Here is a 17,141-nt window from a genome sequence, read left to right as displayed (position 1 = left end):
GGAATCGGTGCAGCGATCCTCTCACCGACCGCGTCCGCGGACTCGTTGACAGGAGTGGAACTCGGATGCTTGACTCAGACCTACCGTGTTCCAGGTCACACGGAGTGCGGGCCACACCGGCCCACCCACTCCGTTCGATGACATCGACCGGGTGTCCAAGGAACGGCACCGGCCACGCGCGCACCGCAGCCTCGCTCCGTGCCCTCCGGGGCGACCACGCACGTGCACGATCCTTCCTCGGCGGCAGGATCGTGTCCCCTCCGCGTCCCCGGGTTGACCTCGTCGCCCGGGGGCGCGGCACATAGAGGGACTCGTGGGAACAACCCGCGGGGACTACTCGGCGCCGGTGACCGCGACCAGACCGGCGGCCTCGATCCCCGCGACGGCGGCCGCCTCGTCGTTCAGCGAGGCGTCACCGGTCACGCCGACGGCACCCAGCAGCGTGCCGTCGGCATCCTTGACGAAGACACCGCCGGGCACGGAGAGGATCTTGCCGCCGGCGAGGTTCGCCACCGAGGTGAAGAACTCCGGGGAGTCCGCGGCGCGGGCGGCGATCGCGCGGTTGGTCATGCCGAGGGCGAGCACCCCGCTGGCCTTGCCGACGGCGAGGTCGGGACGCAGGAAACCCGAGCCGTCCTGGCGGGCCAGCGCGACGATCGCGCCGCCCGGGTCGAGCACGGCGACCGTGAGCGGGTTGAAGCCCTGCTCGGTGCCGTGGGCCAGGGCAGCGGCGGTGATGGTCTGGGCCTGCTCGAGGGAGATGGTCATGCCGGGAACCCTGCCATCACCACGGGCGGCGGTCAGCGCCGGGTGAGGCCGACCAGCGGGATCCTGCGGTCGGTCTTCTGCTCGTAGTCGGCGAAGCCGCCGTTGTTCTCCTTGATCCACGTCCAGACGCGGTCGCGGTCGGCGTCGTCGAGCTCGGCCGCGTGCACCTGGACGGTCTCGACCGCGCCGTGACCGTCGGCGATCTCGGCGGTCACGTCGGGGTGGGCGAGCAGGTTGTGGAACCACGCGGGGTGCTGCGGTGCGCCCGCCGCGGAGGCGACGACGACCCATCGGTCGCCGTCGGCGAACCAGCGCAGCGGCGCGATGCGCTCGGTGCCGCTCTTCGCGCCGATGTGGTGGAGCAGGATCATCGGGAGCCCGGTGAACAGCTCCCCGACCCGGCCGTCGTTCTCGCGGAACTCGCGGATCACCCTGGTGTTGAAGTCCTCTGCCATGACCCCATGCTGTCAGGCCGGTGCCCCGCCGGGGGCGAACACGACCCAGCACGCGGCGAGCGTGGCGGCGACCGCGAGGAGGACGAACAGTGCCGCCCACGCCCCGCCGCCGAGCGGGGTGAGCTCGGCGAGGCGGTCGGCGTCGGAGTGCCGCAGCCTGCCCCCGCGACGACCCCGGCGCAGCTCCAGGCAGGCCTTCACCCCACCGAACAGCAGGAACCAGGTCAGCGCGGCGGCGAACCCGGTGCGCAGGTCGGCCGGGGCGCGTAGCGCGACGAGCACGAGCACCGCCCCGGTGGCGACGACGGCCAGCCCGCCGTAGAGGTTGCGGATCTGCAGCAGCGTCGCCGCGAGCAGCACCACGGCGATCCACAGCATCGCCTGCGCGGCGTCGGCGGCGACCAGGACCGCGCCGCCGAGGCCGAGCAACGGAGGGAAGACGTACCCGGCGAAGAACATCGCGACCACGCCGGGCCCACGCCCGGCGCCGGTGGAGTGCGTGACCCCGGAGGAGTCGGCGTGCAGCCGGATCCCGGCCAGACCACGCCCGACCAGCACCGCGACGAGCGCGTGCCCGCCCTCGTGGGCGATCGTCACCGCGGTGCGCGTCAGCCGCCAGGTCGGCCGCCACGCGACGACCACCAGTGCCAGCAGCGCGGCCAGCAGCGACGCCGGCCGGGCCGCGACGAGCTCGTACCCGCGGGTGATCACGTCCAGGTCTGCCACGGCCCCAGTGAACCAGCGGGGTCCGGTCAGACCGCGCCGAGGATCTCCTCGACCGCCGCCAGCGCCGAGTCGGTGTCCTCGGCCAGGTACATGAGGTCGACGAAGGCGTGGTCGACGTCGGTGTCGGTGCCGACCCGGCGCACCAGCGCGGCCGCGTCGGCGGCGGTCTCCCCCGGCTTCGGGTTCACCCGCAGCACCGCGCCGACCGCGTCGGCGGGGCGGCCCGCCGCGGCCGCGGCGGCGCGCAGGTCCGCCCAGGGCGCCGAGACCGCGGCGTCGAGGTCGGTGACGTCGGAGGTGACGACCGGCAGGAACCCGTCGGCCCGTTCGGCGATCCGCCGCCGCGCCCGGGGGCTGAACCCGGCGAGGTAGACCGGCACGTGCCGCGGCCTGGCGTGCACGTGCGACGGTGCGACGCTCGCGAAGCGGCCGGTGAACTCCACCGGGTCGTCGTGCCACCAGGCGTCGAACAGGTCGAGAGTCTCGTCGAGCCGGGCGCCGCGCTCGCGCATCGGGACACCCACGGCGTCGTACTCCTCGGGTGACCAGCCGGTGCCGAGACCCAGCAGCAGCCGGCCGCCGGACAGGTTGTCGATCGTCGTCGCCTGCCGGGCCAGCAGCGCCGCCGGGTACCAGGGTGCGTTGAGCGTGCTGGTACCGAGCTGGACCCGCGCGGTGACCGCGGCCGCAGCGGTCAGCAGCGCCAGCGGGTCGTGCGCGGCGGTGAACTGCTCGGGCACGCTGCCCGGGCCGCCGGGCCCGCCGCCGTAGCCGACCGTCGGGTCGACGGCCACCAGCAGCCGGTCGCCGGCCCACAGGCTCGCCGCGCCGCGCTCCTCGGCGCCCGCGGCGAACCGCATGGTCCCGTCCACGTGGGCAGCGGCCGCACCGAACTGCGGGATCCCGAATCCGATTCGCACTTGACCTCCAGTCGCTGGAACCCCCGAGGCTGTACCCCGTGACCGCACCACGTACCGATGACCACCTTGTCACGCTGACGATCGGGCAGCTCGCCCGGCGCAGCGAGGTTCCCGTGCGCACGCTCCGCTTCTGGTCCGACGAGGGACTCGTCCCCGCCGACCGCAACGGCGCGGGCCACCGGGTCTACGGACCGGCCGCGGTCGCACGGCTCGACCTCGTCCGCACCCTGCGCGAGCTCGGGCTGGGCCTGGACGACGTGCGCGCCGTGCTGTCCCGCCGACGGGGGGTCGGCGAGATCGCGGCGGCACACGTCCGGGCCCTGGACGACCGGATCCGGGAGCTGCGGGCGCAACGCGCGGTGTGCACGTTGCTGGCCCGCACCGGAGACGGCGACACCCCACCCGACGAACGGAGCGTGACCCTGATGAACGACCTCGCCCGGCTGTCCGCGGCCCAGCGGCAGCACCTGATCGACGACTTCGTGAACGAGGCCTTCGCCGGCATCGACGCCGGCGCGCCCGGCGCGGGCATCGCCACCGCGATGCGGTCGATGCCGGCCGAGCTGCCCGACGACCCGACCCCCGAGCAGGTCGGGGCCTGGGTGGAGCTGGCCGAGCTCGTCGGCGACCCGGGCTTCCGGGCCCGCTGCCGGGAGATGGCCGTCGCCGGCGCCACCGTCTCCGAGCACCGCGAGCGGCAGGCCGACCCGGTCGCGGTGGCCGAACACGCCGGCGGCGCGCTCGCCGCGGGGGTCGACCCGGCCTCACCCGCGGCGGCCGCGGCGCTGGAGCGGATCCCCGGCGTCGCCGGGCTCTCGGTGGTCGACCGGGCCGCCTGGGCGGACACGGTCGACCTGTTCGCCGACCGCCGCGTCGAGCGCTACTGGACGCTGCTCGGTGTCCTCAACGGGTGGCCGCCGGCCCGGGAGCCGACGATCCCGGCGTTCGAGTGGTTCGCCGCCGCCCTGCACGCCGCACCGGTCGGTCAGTCCTCGGACCAGCCGTAGAACACCCGCTCGACGACCGCGCGGGCCCGCCGGGTGACGCGCTTGTAGTCGTCGAGGAACTCCCCCGGGTCGCCGCCGGCGGGGTACCCGAGCGCGACGGCGACGGCGGCCAGCTCACGCCCCGAACGCGGGAGCTGGTCGCCGGGCTTGCCCTTCACCAGCATGATCGCGTTGCGGGCCGCGGTGGCGGTGCGCCAGCCCTCCTCCAGCTCGGCGGCGTCCTCGGCGCCGATCAGACCGGCCTCCGCGGCCTCGTGCAGCCCCTCCAGCGTCGAGGGGGTGCGCAGCTCGGGGACGTCGCCCGCGTGCTGGAGCTGCAGCAGCTGCACCGTCCACTCGACGTCGGCGAGCCCGCCCAGGCCCAGCTTCGTGTGGGTGGAGCGGTCCGCGCCACGGGGCAACCGCTCGGCGTCGACCCTGGCCTTGATCCGCCGGATCTCCGACACCGACGCCGCCGACAGCCCGTCCGCCGGGTAACGGATCGGGTCGACCAGCGCGGTGAACTCGCGGCCCAGCGTCCGGTCCCCCGCGATCGGCCGGGCCCGCAGCAGCGCCTGGGCCTCCCACACCTCGCCCCAGCGGGCGTAGTACTCGCGGTAGGAGGCCAGGGTGCGCACCATCGGCCCGGAGCGACCCTCCGGGCGCAGGTCCGCGTCGACCGGCAGCGCGGGGTCCGGGCTCGGCGAGCCCAGCAGCCGTCGCACCCGTTCGACGACGCGGGTCGCCCACCGCACCGCGGTGTGGTCGTCGACCCCCTCGGCGGGCGCGCAGACGAACATGACGTCGGCGTCGCTGCCGTAGCTCGACTCCCCGCCGCCGAGACGGCCCATCCCGATCACCGCCAGGGCGGCCGGGCGCTCGGTCTCGGCGCGGAGCACCGCGTCCAGGGTCGCGGCCAGCACCGCCTCGTTCACCGAGTTCAGCGCCGCGCAGACGGCGTCGACCGGCAGCAGGCCGAGCAGGTCGGCGCAGGCGACCCGCAGCATCTCGTGCCGGCGGTAGGACCGCGCCGACGCCACCGCGATCTCCGGTGTGGCCTGCCGGGCCACGGTGGTGCGCAGCGCCATCGACACCTCGGCCGGGTCCCGGGTCAGCTCCGGGCTCTGCACCCCCGAGGAGATGGCAAGCATCCGCAGCACCTCCGGAGCGCGGGCCAGCAGGTCCGGGACCAGCGCCGAGGTGCCGAGCAGGGTCATCAGGCGCTGCGCGACCGCGCCCTCGTCGCGCAGCAGCCGCAGGTACCAGGGGGTGTCGGCGAGTGCCTCGGAGACCCGCCGGTATGCGAGCAGGCCGCGGTCGGGGTCGGGGCTGGTCGAGAGCGAGTCCAGCAGCACCGGCAGCAGGGCGCGCTGGATCGACGCGGCCCGCGACACCCCGCCGGTGAGCGCCCGCAGGTGCCCCAGCGCCCCCTCCGGCGACGCCCAGCCCAGCGCCTTCATCCGTGCCTTCGCCGCCTCCGGGGTCAGCACGGCGTCGGCGCCGTCGGCGGCCAGCCGGGACACCGCCGACAGCAACGGCCGGTAGAACAGCTTCTCGTGCAGCCGGGTCACCCGGCGGGCGTTGCGCTGCCACTCGTCGACCAGCACCCCGACGACGTCGCGGCGCCCGTCCGGGCGGATCCGCGCGGCCCGGGCGAGCCAGCGCAGCCCGTCGGTGTCGTCGACGGCCGGGAGCAGGTGGGTGCGACGCAGCTTCTGCAGCTGCAGCCGGTGCTCCAGCAGGCGCAGGAACCGGTAGGACGCGGCGAGGTTGGCTCCATCGTCGCGGCCGACGTAGCCGCGCTCGGACAGGGCGGCCAGCGCGACCAGGGTGTTGCCCGAGTGCAGGGTGTCGTCGGTCCGGCCGTGCACCAGCTGCAGCAGCTGGACGGCGAACTCGACGTCGCGCAGCCCGCCGCGGCCGAGCTTCAGCTCGCGTTCGCGCTGATCGGAGGGGATGTTCTCGATGACCCGGGCACGCATGGCCTGCACCTCGCCGACGAAGTCGTCGCGGGTGCACGCCTGCCACACCATCGGGTCGAGGGCCTCGACGTAGGAGCGGCCCAGCTCGGGGTCCCCGGCGATCGGACGGGCCTTCAGCAGCGCCTGGAACTCCCAGGTCTTGGCCCACCGCCGGTAGTAGGACACGTGCCCGTCCAGGGTCCGCACCAGCGCACCCTGACGGCCCTCGGGGCGCAGGTTCGCGTCGACCTCGAAGCAGGCCTCCCCCGCGACGCGCATGACCCGCGACGCGAGCTTCGTCGCGGCCGGGGTGAGGTCCCCGCCGGGCTCGGCGACGAACACGACGTCGACGTCGGAGACGTAGTTCAGCTCCCGGCCGCCGCACTTGCCCATGCCGATGATCGCGAGACGCAGCTCGTCCGGCGGGTCCTGCTCGGCCGCGGCCACCGCCAGCGACGCCGCCAGCGCGGCCTCGGCGAGGTCGGCGAGCTGGGCCGCGACGTCGTCGACCTCCATCACCGGCAGCTCCGGGTCCCCGACGGCGGCCAGGTCGGCCGAGGCGAGGCCGAGCAGCTCGTCGCGGTAGGCCGTACGCAGCGCGGCGACGGCCTCGGCCCCGGTCAGCGACGCCCGCGCTCCCCCGACCGTCCCCGGCGTCGGCGCATCCGGGTCGGCGCCGACCGCGCGCAGCAGGTTCGCGGTGCGCCGGGCCAGGTCCGGCGGTGGGTCCCCGCGCTCGGCGGTGTCGGCCAGCAGCGGCCAGCGGTCCGGGTGGCGGACGAGGTGGTCGCCCAGCGCCGTCGACGATCCCAGGGTCGCGAACAGCCGCCCGCGCAGCCCCCGGTCGGTGCGCAGCGCCCGGTCGATCGCGGGCCACGGGGCGGTCTGCGCCAGCCGCTCGACCGCGCGCAGCGCGAGGGACTGGTCGGGGCTGCGGGCCAGCGCCCACATGATCTCCTCGCAGCCGGGCACCGGTCCGTCGGTCGCCCACCAGCCCAGACCACGCAGGGTCGTGGCCGCGTCCTCACCGGTGAGGCCGAGCCGGGCCAGCGAGGTCCCCGTGCGACGGTCCATGACCGGTGATCCTGCCCCATTGCGGGCGGCCCTTCCCTCAGGGGCGCTCAGCGGTCAGGCTCGGGGAATGCACGTCCTGATCGTCGGTGGGGGTATCGGAGGACTGACCACGGCCCTCGCGCTGGAGCGGGCCGGGATCAGGTCCACGGTCCTCGAGCAGGGCTCCGGCGCGGGCGAGCTCGGTGTCGGGTTCAACCTGCTGCCGCACGCCGTGCGGGTCCTCGACGGGCTCGGCCTGTCCGCGGAGCTGGCCGAGGTCGGGGTGGCGACCACCGACCTCACCTACGCCCACCGGCTCGGCCGGCCGATCCTGCGCAGGCCCTGCGGGGTAGCGGCCGGGTTCGCGTTCCCGCAGGTCGCCGGGCACCGCGGCCGGGTGCACCGGATGCTCGCCGACGCCGTGCGCGCACGGCTGGGGCCCGACGCGATCCGTACCCGGCACCGGGTCGACGGCGTCGAGCGGTCCGCGGACGGCGTCCTGGTCCGGTTCACCGACGACGCGCTGCCCACCGTAACCGGCGACGTGCTGGTCGGCGCGGACGGCATCCACTCCGCGGTGCGCGCGGGCCTGTTCCCCGACGAGGGACCGCCGCACTGGAACGGGGTGTCGATGTGGCGCGGCGCGACCGACTGGCCGGCGTTCCGCGGGGGCCGCTCGATGGTCGTCGCGGGCGGGAACGCGGCGAAGCTGGTGGTCTACCCGGTCGGCGCCGGAAGCGCCCCGGGGACGGTCCTCACGAACTGGGCGGTGTGCATCGCGACCGGGGCCGACGGCGACCCCGCCCCCCAGCGTCAGGACTGGTCACGGCCCGCCGACCGCGACGAGACCCTCGCCCACGCCCGCCGCTTCCACCTCGACGACGTCGACCACCTCGCGCTGGTCGCGGCGACACCGGAGATCTTCGAGTTCCCGATGTGCGACCGCGACCCGCTGCCGCGCTGGTCGCACGGCCGGGTCACGCTGCTCGGCGACGCCGCGCACCCGATGGTCCCGATGGGCTCCAACGGCGCCGGGCAGGCGATCCTCGACGCCGAGTCCCTCGCCCGGCACCTGGCCGCGGGCGACGACCCGGTGGCGGCGCTGGCCGCCTACGAGGCCGAGCGGCTGCCGATGACCGCCGACGTCGTGCTCCGCAACCGGGCGGGCGGCCCGGAGCGGGTCATCGACGAGGTCGAGCGCCGCGCGCCCGACGGCTTCGACGACCTCGACGCGGTGATCACGCCCGGGGAGCTGGAGGAGATCTTCGCCGGCTACCACCGGGCGTCGGGCAACACCCGCTGACTAGTCGGCGCCCGGGACGCTGCCCGGGGGCAGGAAGTCGACGTCGTGCAGGGCCGACTGCCGGACGACCTCGGCCGGGTCGGTCAGGTCGTGCAGCCGGTCGAACAGGTGGGCCAGCCGGCTGGCCGGGCTCACCCAGAACAGGGCGCGCGCGTCGCCCTGCTCCTTGTTGTAGTAGGCGTGCGGCAGACCCCTGGGCATGAGGACGGTGTCGCCCGGCCCGGCCTTCTCCCACTGCCCGTCCAGGTAGAGCGTGAACACCCCGTCCAGGACGTGGATGTGCTCGTCCTGGGTGGTGTGCACGTGCGGCGGCACCCCGGTGCCCGGCGGGTCGAGGGTCTCGAAGGCGAAGCTGGTCTCGCTGACCGCCTTCGCCCAGTAGGTGTGGCCCAGCACGTTCCACACCCGCTTGTACTGGCCCTCGCCGGCCCGCGTGATGCCCTTCGGCAGCGGGCCCAGGATGATCTCTTCTTCGTCGAAGCCGCTCACAGGACCGGAAGGTACGTGGCGAGCTCGTGCGGTGTCACGTTCCGGCGGTAGGCGTCCCACTCGGACCGCTTGTTGCGCAGGAAGAAGTCGAACACGTGCTCGCCGAGGTACTCGGCGACGAGCTCGCTCTTCTCCATGACGTCGAGCGCCTCGGTGAGGTTCTGCGGCAGCAGCTCGTAGCCCAGCGCCCGGCGCTCGGTGTCGGTCAGGGCCCACACGTCGTCCTCGGTGGGCGGGGGCAGCTCGTAGCCCTTCTGGATGCCGGTGAGGCCGGCGCCCAGGATGACCGCGTAGGCGAGGTAGGGGTTGCACGCGGAGTCCAGGGTGCGGACCTCCACCCGGCGCGACGACGACTTGCCCGGCGAGTACATCGGGACCCGGACCAGCGCGGAGCGGTTCGCGTGGCCCCAGGACACCGCGGTCGGGGCCTCGCCACCGGTGATGAGGCGCTTGTAGGAGTTGACCCACTGGTTGGTGACGGCGGTGATCTCCCGGGCGTGCTTGAGCACCCCGGCGACGAACGCCTTGCCGGTCGCGGACAGCTCGTAGGGGTCGTCCGGGTCGTGGAAGGCGTTGTGGTCGCCCTCGAAGAGCGAGAAGTGCGTGTGCATCGCCGAGCCGGGGTGCTCGGAGAACGGCTTGGGCATGAACGAGGCCCGCACGCCCTGGGTGAGCGCGACCTCCTTCACGACGTAGCGGAACGTCATGAGGTTGTCGGCCATGGTCAGCGCGTCGGCGTAGCGCAGGTCGATCTCCTGCTGGCCGGGGCCGCCCTCGTGGTGGGAGAACTCCACCGAGATGCCCATCGACTCCAGCGTCTCGATGGTGTTGCGCCGGAAGTGCGGGGCGACGTCGTGGCTGGCCTGGTCGAAGTAGCCGCCGGAGTCCGCCGGGACGGGCCGGCTGCCGTCGCCGGGCAGGTCGCGGAGCAGGTAGAACTCGATCTCCGGGTGCACGTAGCAGGTGAACCCGGCCTCGCCGGCCTTGTTCAGCGCGCGGGTCAGCACGTGGCGCGGGTCGGCCCAGGACGGCGACCCGTCGGGCATGGCGATGTCGCAGAACATCCGCGCCGAGTAGTGCTCACCCGAGGCGGTCTCCCAGGGCAGGACCTGGAACGTCGACGGGTCGGGCTTGGCGACCATGTCGGACTCGTAGACGCGCGCGAAACCCTCGATGGCCGAGCCGTCGAAGCCGATGCCCTCGGCGAAGGCGCCCTCCAGCTCGGCCGGGGCCACCGCCACCGACTTGAGGTAGCCGAGCACGTCCGTGAACCAGAGACGGACGAAACGGATGTCGCGTTCCTCGAGTGTGCGGAGCACGAACTCCTGCTGGCGGTCCATGCGGCGGAGCCTAGGAAGCCCGTGTTACACGGATGTTTCGGAAGTGTGCGGCCGACCCGGTCGTGGTCGCCCGCACACCCCCGGCGACGGCCCTCAGCTGGGCGCGAGCGTGCACTCCGCGCCCTGCGGCGGGAGCGTGAGGTTCACCAGATAGTCGATCGCGAGCTTGTCGGTGCACGCGTCACCCTGCAGCGATGCGGTGTGCTGATTGCCGTTGACCTTGATCAGGCTGCCGTTCAGCTGCTGCGCCAGGTCCACCCCGGCCTGGTACGGCGTGGCCGGGTCACCGGTGACCGACACCACGACGACCGGCGGGAGCCCGTCGACCTTCGGCGTGTGCGGCTCGCTGGTGGGCGGGACCGGCCAGAACGCGCAGGCGTCGCGGGCGCCGACCGGGCCGCGGCCGGTGGAGCGGAACGGTGCGGCCTCGTCGGCCCGCTTCGCCAGCTCCAGTGCCTGCGCCGGCTCCGTGATCGCCGGCTGGTTGACACAGCTGATCGCCTGGAAGGCCTGCAGCATGTTGGAGTAGCGGCCCTGCTCGTCGCGCTCGTAGTAGAGGTCGGCCAGGCGCATCAGCAGGTCGCCGTTGCCGTTCGCGACCTGCGAGATCCCCCGCTGCAGCGCCGGCCACAGCTGGGACACGTACAGCGCCTGGCTGACCCCGGTCTGGGCGTCGGCGAAGCTCAGGATGCGCCCGTCGCCCACCCGCGCGGGCCGGTCGATCAACGGGCGCATGATCGCCTGGAACGCCTGGGTCGCCTTCTCGGGGTCGGTGCCCAGCGGGCAGCCGGGGCGGCTGGTGCAGTCCTTGGCGAAGTTGTCGAACGCGAGCTGGAACCCGGCGTTCTGCTTGACCGCGGAGTCGATGGTCGACTGCGTGGGGTCGATCGCGCCGTCGAGCAGCAGCGCGCGGACGTTCTGCGGGAACGCCTCGGCGTAGGCGGTGCCGAGCTCGGTGCCGTAGGAGAAGCCGGCGTAGGTCATCTTCTGGTCGCCGACGGCGGCGCGCATGACGTCCATGTCCTTCGCGACGTCGCGGGTGCCCACGTTGGCCAGCACGTCGGCGCCGGTGCGCTGGGTGCAGCGCTCGGCGAACTGACGGCTGTCGGCCTCGGCGGCAGCGATCCCGGCGGGCGAGGGGTCGGCGAAGACCTTCGTGCGCTCCTCGTCGTTCTCGGCGTCGGTGAGGCACTGGATCCGCGGCTGGCTCGCTCCGGTGCCGCGCGGGTCGAACCCGACCAGGTCGAACCGGTCGCCCAGGCCGTTGGTGGCCCAGGTGGCGGCCTGGCGCGCGACGAACGAGGTGCCCGAGGCGCCGGGGCCGCCCGGGTCGGCGAACAGCGAGCCGATCTTCGCGCCGGTCGCCTTCTTGCGCAGCAGCGCGATCTGCATGGTCTTCCCGTCGCCGGGCTGCGCGTAGTCCTGCGGGACGGTCACCCGGGTGCAGTCGAACTGCGGGTCGGCGTAGGTCTGCGCGTCGGCCGCGGTGGGGGCGTAGTCGTTGCAGGGGCCCCACTGCAGCTGCTGGTCGTAGAACTGCGCGAGATCCGGCGGGTTCTGCGCGGCCTGCGACCGGTCACCGGTGCCCGCGTCGGCGCACGCACCGACCAGGACGAGGGTCGCCGCGCCGAGCACGGCGAGCGCGGCCGGGCGCATCCGCCGGCCGGCCGGGGCCGGTGCCTCTGGTCGGTGGGCACGTGGTCGCAACAGCCGAGGGAGCATGACCGTGAGCATGCCACCGACCTCCGACGGTGACCGGTCGCGGGTCACGGTGCGGGTGAGGGTGCCCACACCACGGGGCGGTCCGGGCCCTGCGCTGCCACCCTGGCGTCCGCCATCGACGGCGAACCCGGGGACCCACGACCAGCGTGGGCCTCGAGGCACGGAAGGAGCTCACCGGTGAGCACACAGGAGAGCGGAGAGGTGGCGGCCCCGTACCGGGCGCCCGCGACCCCGCCGAAGCGGACCCGCGTCCACCACCTGCTGCAGTGGAAGCAGGAGGGTCGGCGCTGGCCGATGCTGACCGCCTACGACGTCTACTCCGCCGAGATCTTCGACGACGCCGGCATCCCGGTGCTGCTCGTCGGCGACTCCGCGGGCAACAACGTGTTCGGCCACGACAACACCATCCCGGTCACGGTCGACGACCTGATCCCGCTGACCCGGGCCGTGGTGCGCGGCGCCCGCAGCGCGCTCGTCGTCGCCGACCTGCCGTTCGGGAGCTACCAGATCTCCCCCGCGCAGGCGCAGGAGACGGCGTTCCGGTTCATGAAGGAGGGCGGGGCGCACGCGGTCAAGCTCGAGGGCGGTGCGCGGTTCGCGCCGCAGGTCGAGGCGCTCACCGCGTCCGGTGTGCCGGTGATGGGCCACCTCGGGTTCACCCCGCAGAGCGAGCACGCGCTGGGCGGGTTCCGCATCCAGGGCCGCGGCGACGCCGCCGACCGGCTCGTCGAGGACGCGCTGGCCGTGCAGGAGGCGGGCGCGTTCGCCGTCGTGCTGGAGATGGTGCCCGCCGACGTCGCCAAGCGGGTGACCGGGGAGCTGCGCATCCCGACCGTCGGGATCGGCGCGGGACCCGACTGCGACGCCCAGGTGCTCGTCTGGTCGGACATGGCCGGGATGAACCGCGGGAAGGTGCCGCGCTTCGTCAAGAAGTACGCGGAGCTGGGCTCGGCGCTGCACGACGCGGCGGCCGCGTTCGCCGCCGACGTGGCGCACGGCGAGTACCCCGCCGAGGAGCACAGCTACCGCTGAGCCGGACCGGGGCCCCGGCGCGCGTCAGCCGGGGCCCCGCTGGTCCGCCGACCCGCTCCGGTCCGCGCCGACCCGCTCCGGCACGCGGCTCCGCCGTGTCCGCGTCGGCCCGCGGGTCAGCCGGTCCGCGGGTCAGCCGGTCCGCGCCGGCCCGCGGCTCTGCCCGTCTGCGCTGGCCCGCGGGTCAGCCGGTTCCGCGTGGCACCGGGTGCCCGAGACCCGGGATGCCGCCGCCCGCGCGGTGGCGGGCCAGCATCCGGTCCGCGGGGGTCTCCCGGCGCGCCAGCCGCCGGGCCAGCGACGCCAGCCGCGCGAGGTGGGCGTCGTCGCCGGCCAGCGCGGTCGCCGCGGCATCGAGGACGGCCTGGGACCCCACCCGGACCGCCGCGTCCGACCAGCCCCGCAGCGCCGAGCGGCGGTGCGCCGCCGCGTCCGGGGTGCGACGACGGCCGGGCAGCGTGTCGTCGCGCAGCAGGCCGGTCAGCAGGCTCAGCAGCGCCGCGGGCAGCTCGGTGCCCACACCCTCGGCGGGCTCCTCCCCCACGACCACCGGTACGGCGTCGAACGCCTTGAACTCGATCCGCCCCACCTCGCCGGGGATGCCCGCGTGCCGCACCAGGCTGGGGTCGGTCGCCAGCAGCGGGGCGCCGGGCGGCAGCCCGCCCCACGGACGGCCGTCGCGGAACGGTGAGGAGAACGACCACGGCACCAGGTACGGGCTGTAGAAGGTCAGCTTCGCCGCCGCGTCGGCCAGCACACGGGGATCGGTCCCCGACTCCGGGAACGACAGGTTCAGGTCCGGGCCCCAGGTGACCATGTGCAGGTGGGAGGTCCGCTCCTCCGGCGAGGCCGCCATCAGGGCCCGCTCGTGGGCGTTGGGCGGCGGGTCCAACCGGTAGGCCGACAGCTCGGGGTGGTGGCCGAACGCGACCGGTCGCAGCCCGTGCCGGGCCGCGACCCCGGCCAGGGTGACGGCGTCGGCGGCCAGCGCGTCGACTGCGGCCTCGACCGAGTCGTGCACACAGGTCCGGATCTCGATGCCCTTGGGCTCGAACCGGAGCAGCTCGCCGTCGGGGTCGAGACGCTCGTAGCCCTCGGCGTACCAGCGCTTGCAGCGGATGCCGGCGTCGCCGATCCGCAGGTCCGACTGGTCGTCGGGCAGCTCCGGCAGCTCGTCGACGACGGCCGCGACCTCCGCGTGGGTCAGCGACCGGTGGTCGGCGACCGTCCCGTCGTCCCGCAGCAGCGCGAGCTCGTGCTCGAGCCCGTAGCGCGCCTCGCCCCGCATCGCTGACCCCCGGTCCCCGTCCCGGCACACGACGTTACCGACGCCGGTCCGGGCGCCGGCTGTGATCCGTCCCGTCTGCTCCTCACCCGTTCCGCCCTGGACAACCCCGCGACGAACGGTCAGCCTGGTGATGGCGGCCACGTCCACCAGGTGGCCGGGACCCGGAGCACACGGGAGGCGTCATGAGGCTGGGCCGCAAGATCTCCGAGGGATTCGCCGTGGACCACGAGGCCGACCGGGTGGCCGACGCCCAGGAGCGACCGCGTCCGGGGCGCACCGTCGAGCCCGAGTTCACCGAGTGGACGCCGGCGCTCGAGCAGCCGGCGCACTCGGGGTCCCGCGAGGACTGACCGGGTGCGCGGGCTGTTCCGCCGAACCCCGCTGGAGTACCCGACCGGCCCGCTGGAGGGCCACAAGCTGGCCTTCCCCATGCTGTCCGCGGACGGCACGACGGCGGGCTTCAGCGGTGTGACACTCGGGCGGGCGCACGTCTACCGCACCGTCGACGACGCGGTGTGCGCGCACGGTTGCCGGCACGCCTGCCCGTCGCGGTGGTGCGACTGCGGGTTCTACTGCTTCCACACCGCCGACGACGCCCGCGAGCTGGCGTGTGCGCCCGAGCACCAGGGCGCGGTCCTGCTCGAGGTGGCCGCCTCCGGCCGGTTCCGCCGCTACGAGCTGGGCCTGCGTTACGCCCGGCAGCGGGTGCGCACGATCCGGATGCGACCGTGCCGCTGCGGGGCACGGGTCGCGGTGCTGGCCGACACCGGCTCCGGGCAGCACGGCTGGCGCCGGCTGGAACCGGTGTGCCTGCGCTGCGCCGGGGCGCGTCCGGTGCTGTCGGCGCAGCGCTTCGCCGAGCTGGCCGAGCTCACCCTGCTGCCCGACGACGTCGCGGCGGGCCCGCTGACCACACCCGACGCGGCGGGGTTCGGCGAGCGCCCCGACCCGCACGGGGACGAGGCGGCCGACGGGGTGATCGGCGACCCGGTCGCCGCCGCGGGCGCGGTCGCCGTGCTCACCGCGGAGATGGCGCTGTTGCAGGCCCGGCTCGACGAGATGGCCCGCCAGCTCGGCCGGGCCACCGCGCGCCTGGACGAGCTCGAGGGCCGCGACCGGCCCGCGGCGGAGCCGGGGTCAGAGCCAGACCGGTAGCGGCGGCGGGATCTTCCCGTCGGCGTCGCGCAGCCCCTTGTCGAACGGGCGGCCCAGCAGCCAGGCCATGATGTCGTGCGCCTTGCCGCGGACCGTGCCGAGATCCCGCGGCTCGGCCCCGTCCGGCCCGGCGGGCCCTGGACCGAACTCCAGCGTCGCGCCGGTGCGGACCTCCTCCAACCGCACGTGCGGACAGCCGGGCTTGCGCTCCAGCCGCGCGACCACGTCGGCGACCAGCACCTCCCGCATGGGGATCGGCAGGTCCTTGAACGAGGCGCCGACGTCGAGGTCGACGGCGTGGATCCACACCTCGCGGGCCCGGTTCCACGGCACCGCCGTCACCGGCATCTCGACGCCCTGCGGATTGCGCACGGTCGCCGACCACGCCTTCTCCGGCATCGCGCGGACCGCGTCGGCGAGCCGGTCGGAGGAGGCGATGACGTCGGCGCGGATCTCGTCGGAGCTGCGCCCGGCCCCGGCCTCGATGTCGGCGTCGCGGGACGCGAGGTCGGGGTAGGCCGGGGTCTCGACACCGGTCCGCGCCCAGGTCAGCAGGTTGACCATGGCGTCGGCGTTGCGGGCGAGGTGGGTGAGCACGTGCGCGCGGGTCCAGCCCGGCAGTGCCGACGGGGCGCGGAACGCCTCGCCCGCCATCCGGGTCATCAGCCCGCGCAGGTGGGCCTGACCGTCGCCGGCCCAGGCCAGTGCGTCACTCACTGGCGGCGGGACGACGGCACGGCCGTCCCCGGGTGGGTGTACGGACGTCACCGCACGGCCCGGCACACGTTGCGGCACTCGCCGATCCCCTCCACCGCGGTGACGATCTCGGCGCCGTCGGTGAGGTAGCGCGGAGGCGTGCGTGCGTCGCCGACACCGCCCGGGGTGCCGGTGGCGATGACGTCACCGGGGTTGAGGGTGAGGATCTCCGACAGGTAGACCACCAGGTCCACCGCGCCGAACACGAGCTGGTCGGTCGTGGAGTCCTGCATGGTCTCCCCGGACAGCTCCGAGGAGATCCGCAGCGCGCCGCCGGCAGCCGGGTCGGCGGGCAGCTCGTCGGGCGTGACCAGCACCGGCCCGAGCGGCGACGAGTGCTCCCAGGTCTTGCCCTGCAGGAACTGCTTGGTGCGCCGCTGGTAGTCGCGCATCGACACGTCGTTGAGCACCGTGTACCCGGCGATGGCGGCGGCCGCAGCCTCGCGGTCGGCGCGGCGGACCGAACGCCCGATGACGACGGCCAGCTCGGCCTCGTAGTCCACGCGGTCGGACTGCTCGGGCAGCTCGATCTCGTCGTACGCGCCGATCAGGGCGGGCGCGTACTTGCCGAAGACCGTGGGGTACTCGGGCAGCTCGTTGCCCATCTCGAGCACGTGGTCGCGGTAGTTCAGCCCGATGCAGATGATCTTCTCGGGCGACGGCACCAGCGGCGCGTAGTCCAGGCCCGCGGTCTCGTGCACCGGGCCGGCGGCGCCCGCGGCGTGCTCGGCCCAGTCGGGACGCTCCAGCAGCGCCCGCACGTCCGCCTCCCCCGTCTCGACGGCGGTGTCGCCGTCGACGCGCACCGCCCGGTGCCCGGTCGCGGTCCGGATCGTCGCGAGCCTCATCGTGCGGGTGCCTCCCGGTATCGGTTGCCGTCCGGCGAGAGTCTGCGCCACCGGGGGGCCGCGGAACAGTCGGGGGGTGGGTTGGCGCGCATCCCGGCCGGTGGACGCGCCGAACTCACCCGTACGGGCGATTCCGCGACGGAGCGCGACCCCCGTTCCGCCGGCCCGGCGACGGACACCCCCGTCCGGGAACCGCCCCCGCCGGCGCGCCGCCACCCGCCCCGCCCCGCCCGGCGGCGTGGCGCTCCGCAACCACACCCGCTGTCCGGTGCCCACACCCGTTGCAGCAGGTGTGGATGCCGGACAGCGGGTGTGGATCCGCCACGGCACCACCGGCCT

16 protein-coding genes are annotated in these 17,141 nt (G+C 74.6%); 5 read left to right on the top strand and 11 right to left on the bottom strand.

The features are described from left to right. Positions 1–333: 333 nt before the first annotated feature. The 4 genes from Ae505Ps2_RS16215 to Ae505Ps2_RS16200 are packed head-to-tail and all read right to left on the bottom strand — an operon-like array spanning position 334 to position 2,869. Positions 334–768 (bottom strand): heme-binding protein, encoded by a 435-nt coding sequence (locus Ae505Ps2_RS16215; protein WP_020626168.1) that lies wholly within the window; start codon positions 766–768, stop codon positions 334–336. Between the two features lie 32 nt (positions 769–800). Beyond that, positions 801–1,223: a nitroreductase/quinone reductase family protein gene (locus Ae505Ps2_RS16210; RefSeq protein ID WP_075553751.1), complete on the bottom strand. Its 423-nt coding sequence runs from the start codon at positions 1,221–1,223 to the stop codon at positions 801–803. Between the two features lie 12 nt (positions 1,224–1,235). After that, on the bottom strand, positions 1,236–1,949 hold the full coding sequence (locus Ae505Ps2_RS16205) for a M50 family metallopeptidase (RefSeq protein WP_226361971.1): 714 nt from the start codon (positions 1,947–1,949) through the stop codon (positions 1,236–1,238). Positions 1,950–1,975: 26 nt separating this feature from the next. Then, positions 1,976–2,869: a TIGR03619 family F420-dependent LLM class oxidoreductase gene (locus tag Ae505Ps2_RS16200; protein WP_075307095.1), complete on the bottom strand. Its 894-nt coding sequence runs from the start codon at positions 2,867–2,869 to the stop codon at positions 1,976–1,978. A gap of 38 nt (positions 2,870–2,907) precedes the next feature. Here Ae505Ps2_RS16200 and Ae505Ps2_RS16195 point away from each other — a divergent pair, with 38 nt between their 5' ends. Then, positions 2,908–3,876: a MerR family transcriptional regulator gene (locus tag Ae505Ps2_RS16195; RefSeq protein ID WP_075553750.1), complete on the top strand. Its 969-nt coding sequence runs from the start codon at positions 2,908–2,910 to the stop codon at positions 3,874–3,876. On the opposite strand, the gene Ae505Ps2_RS16190 is transcribed toward Ae505Ps2_RS16195, so the two are convergent. After that, a complete protein-coding gene (locus tag Ae505Ps2_RS16190; RefSeq protein ID WP_075307099.1) occupies positions 3,855–6,890 on the bottom strand; it encodes a bifunctional [glutamine synthetase] adenylyltransferase/[glutamine synthetase]-adenylyl-L-tyrosine phosphorylase in 3,036 nt (1,011 codons plus the stop codon). The genes Ae505Ps2_RS16195 and Ae505Ps2_RS16190 overlap by 22 nt on opposite strands. Positions 6,891–6,957: 67 nt before the next feature. On the opposite strand from Ae505Ps2_RS16190, the gene Ae505Ps2_RS16185 reads away from it, so the two are divergent. Continuing rightward, entirely contained in the window at positions 6,958–8,172 is a 1,215-nt protein-coding gene (locus Ae505Ps2_RS16185; protein WP_075307101.1) for a flavin-dependent oxidoreductase, read from the top strand. On the opposite strand, the gene Ae505Ps2_RS16180 is transcribed toward Ae505Ps2_RS16185, so the two are convergent. From Ae505Ps2_RS16180 to Ae505Ps2_RS16170, 3 genes are all read right to left on the bottom strand, one after another. Next, complete coding sequence (locus tag Ae505Ps2_RS16180; RefSeq protein ID WP_212567639.1) at positions 8,173–8,661, bottom strand: cupin domain-containing protein; 489 nt, start codon at positions 8,659–8,661, stop codon at positions 8,173–8,175. Continuing rightward, positions 8,658–10,001, bottom strand: coding sequence for a glutamine synthetase family protein (locus Ae505Ps2_RS16175; protein ID WP_075307103.1), 1,344 nt, complete (start codon positions 9,999–10,001; stop codon positions 8,658–8,660). Before Ae505Ps2_RS16175 ends, Ae505Ps2_RS16180 begins: the two co-directional genes overlap by 4 nt. A 93-nt stretch (positions 10,002–10,094) precedes the next feature. Further along, positions 10,095–11,657, bottom strand: coding sequence for an alpha/beta hydrolase (locus Ae505Ps2_RS16170; RefSeq protein WP_043281037.1), 1,563 nt, complete (start codon positions 11,655–11,657; stop codon positions 10,095–10,097). A 243-nt stretch (positions 11,658–11,900) separates the two neighbouring features. Between Ae505Ps2_RS16170 and panB the strand changes: the two genes are divergently transcribed. Further along, positions 11,901–12,755 (top strand): 3-methyl-2-oxobutanoate hydroxymethyltransferase, encoded by an 855-nt coding sequence (gene panB / locus Ae505Ps2_RS16165; RefSeq protein WP_075307105.1) that lies wholly within the window; start codon positions 11,901–11,903, stop codon positions 12,753–12,755. 184 nt (positions 12,756–12,939) lie between these two features. Here panB and Ae505Ps2_RS16160 read toward each other — a convergent pair whose 3' ends face one another. Then, positions 12,940–14,043, bottom strand: a complete 1,104-nt coding sequence (locus Ae505Ps2_RS16160) for a glutamate-cysteine ligase family protein (protein ID WP_075333571.1) — start codon at positions 14,041–14,043, stop codon at positions 12,940–12,942. Between the two features lie 182 nt (positions 14,044–14,225). On the opposite strand from Ae505Ps2_RS16160, the gene Ae505Ps2_RS32060 reads away from it, so the two are divergent. Beyond that, entirely contained in the window at positions 14,226–14,393 is a 168-nt protein-coding gene (locus tag Ae505Ps2_RS32060; protein ID WP_020624352.1) for a hypothetical protein, read from the top strand. Between the two features lie 4 nt (positions 14,394–14,397). Then, complete coding sequence (locus Ae505Ps2_RS16155; RefSeq protein WP_020624351.1) at positions 14,398–15,198, top strand: hypothetical protein; 801 nt, start codon at positions 14,398–14,400, stop codon at positions 15,196–15,198. On the opposite strand, the gene Ae505Ps2_RS16150 is transcribed toward Ae505Ps2_RS16155, so the two are convergent. Together Ae505Ps2_RS16150 and Ae505Ps2_RS16145 are read right to left on the bottom strand one after the other, a co-directional pair. Continuing rightward, positions 15,181–15,915, bottom strand: coding sequence for a maleylpyruvate isomerase family mycothiol-dependent enzyme (locus Ae505Ps2_RS16150; RefSeq protein WP_240051623.1), 735 nt, complete (start codon positions 15,913–15,915; stop codon positions 15,181–15,183). The two genes, Ae505Ps2_RS16155 and Ae505Ps2_RS16150, sit on opposite strands and share 18 nt — an antisense overlap. A 47-nt stretch (positions 15,916–15,962) precedes the next feature. Next, positions 15,963–16,802, bottom strand: coding sequence for a fumarylacetoacetate hydrolase family protein (locus Ae505Ps2_RS16145; protein ID WP_075553749.1), 840 nt, complete (start codon positions 16,800–16,802; stop codon positions 15,963–15,965). Positions 16,803–17,141 lie beyond the last annotated feature (339 nt).

The organism is Pseudonocardia sp. Ae505_Ps2 (genome assembly GCF_001932425.1).
Taxonomy (GTDB): Bacteria; Actinomycetota; Actinomycetes; order Mycobacteriales; family Pseudonocardiaceae; genus Pseudonocardia.
This window is presented reverse-complemented; position numbering and strand designations above follow the sequence as displayed.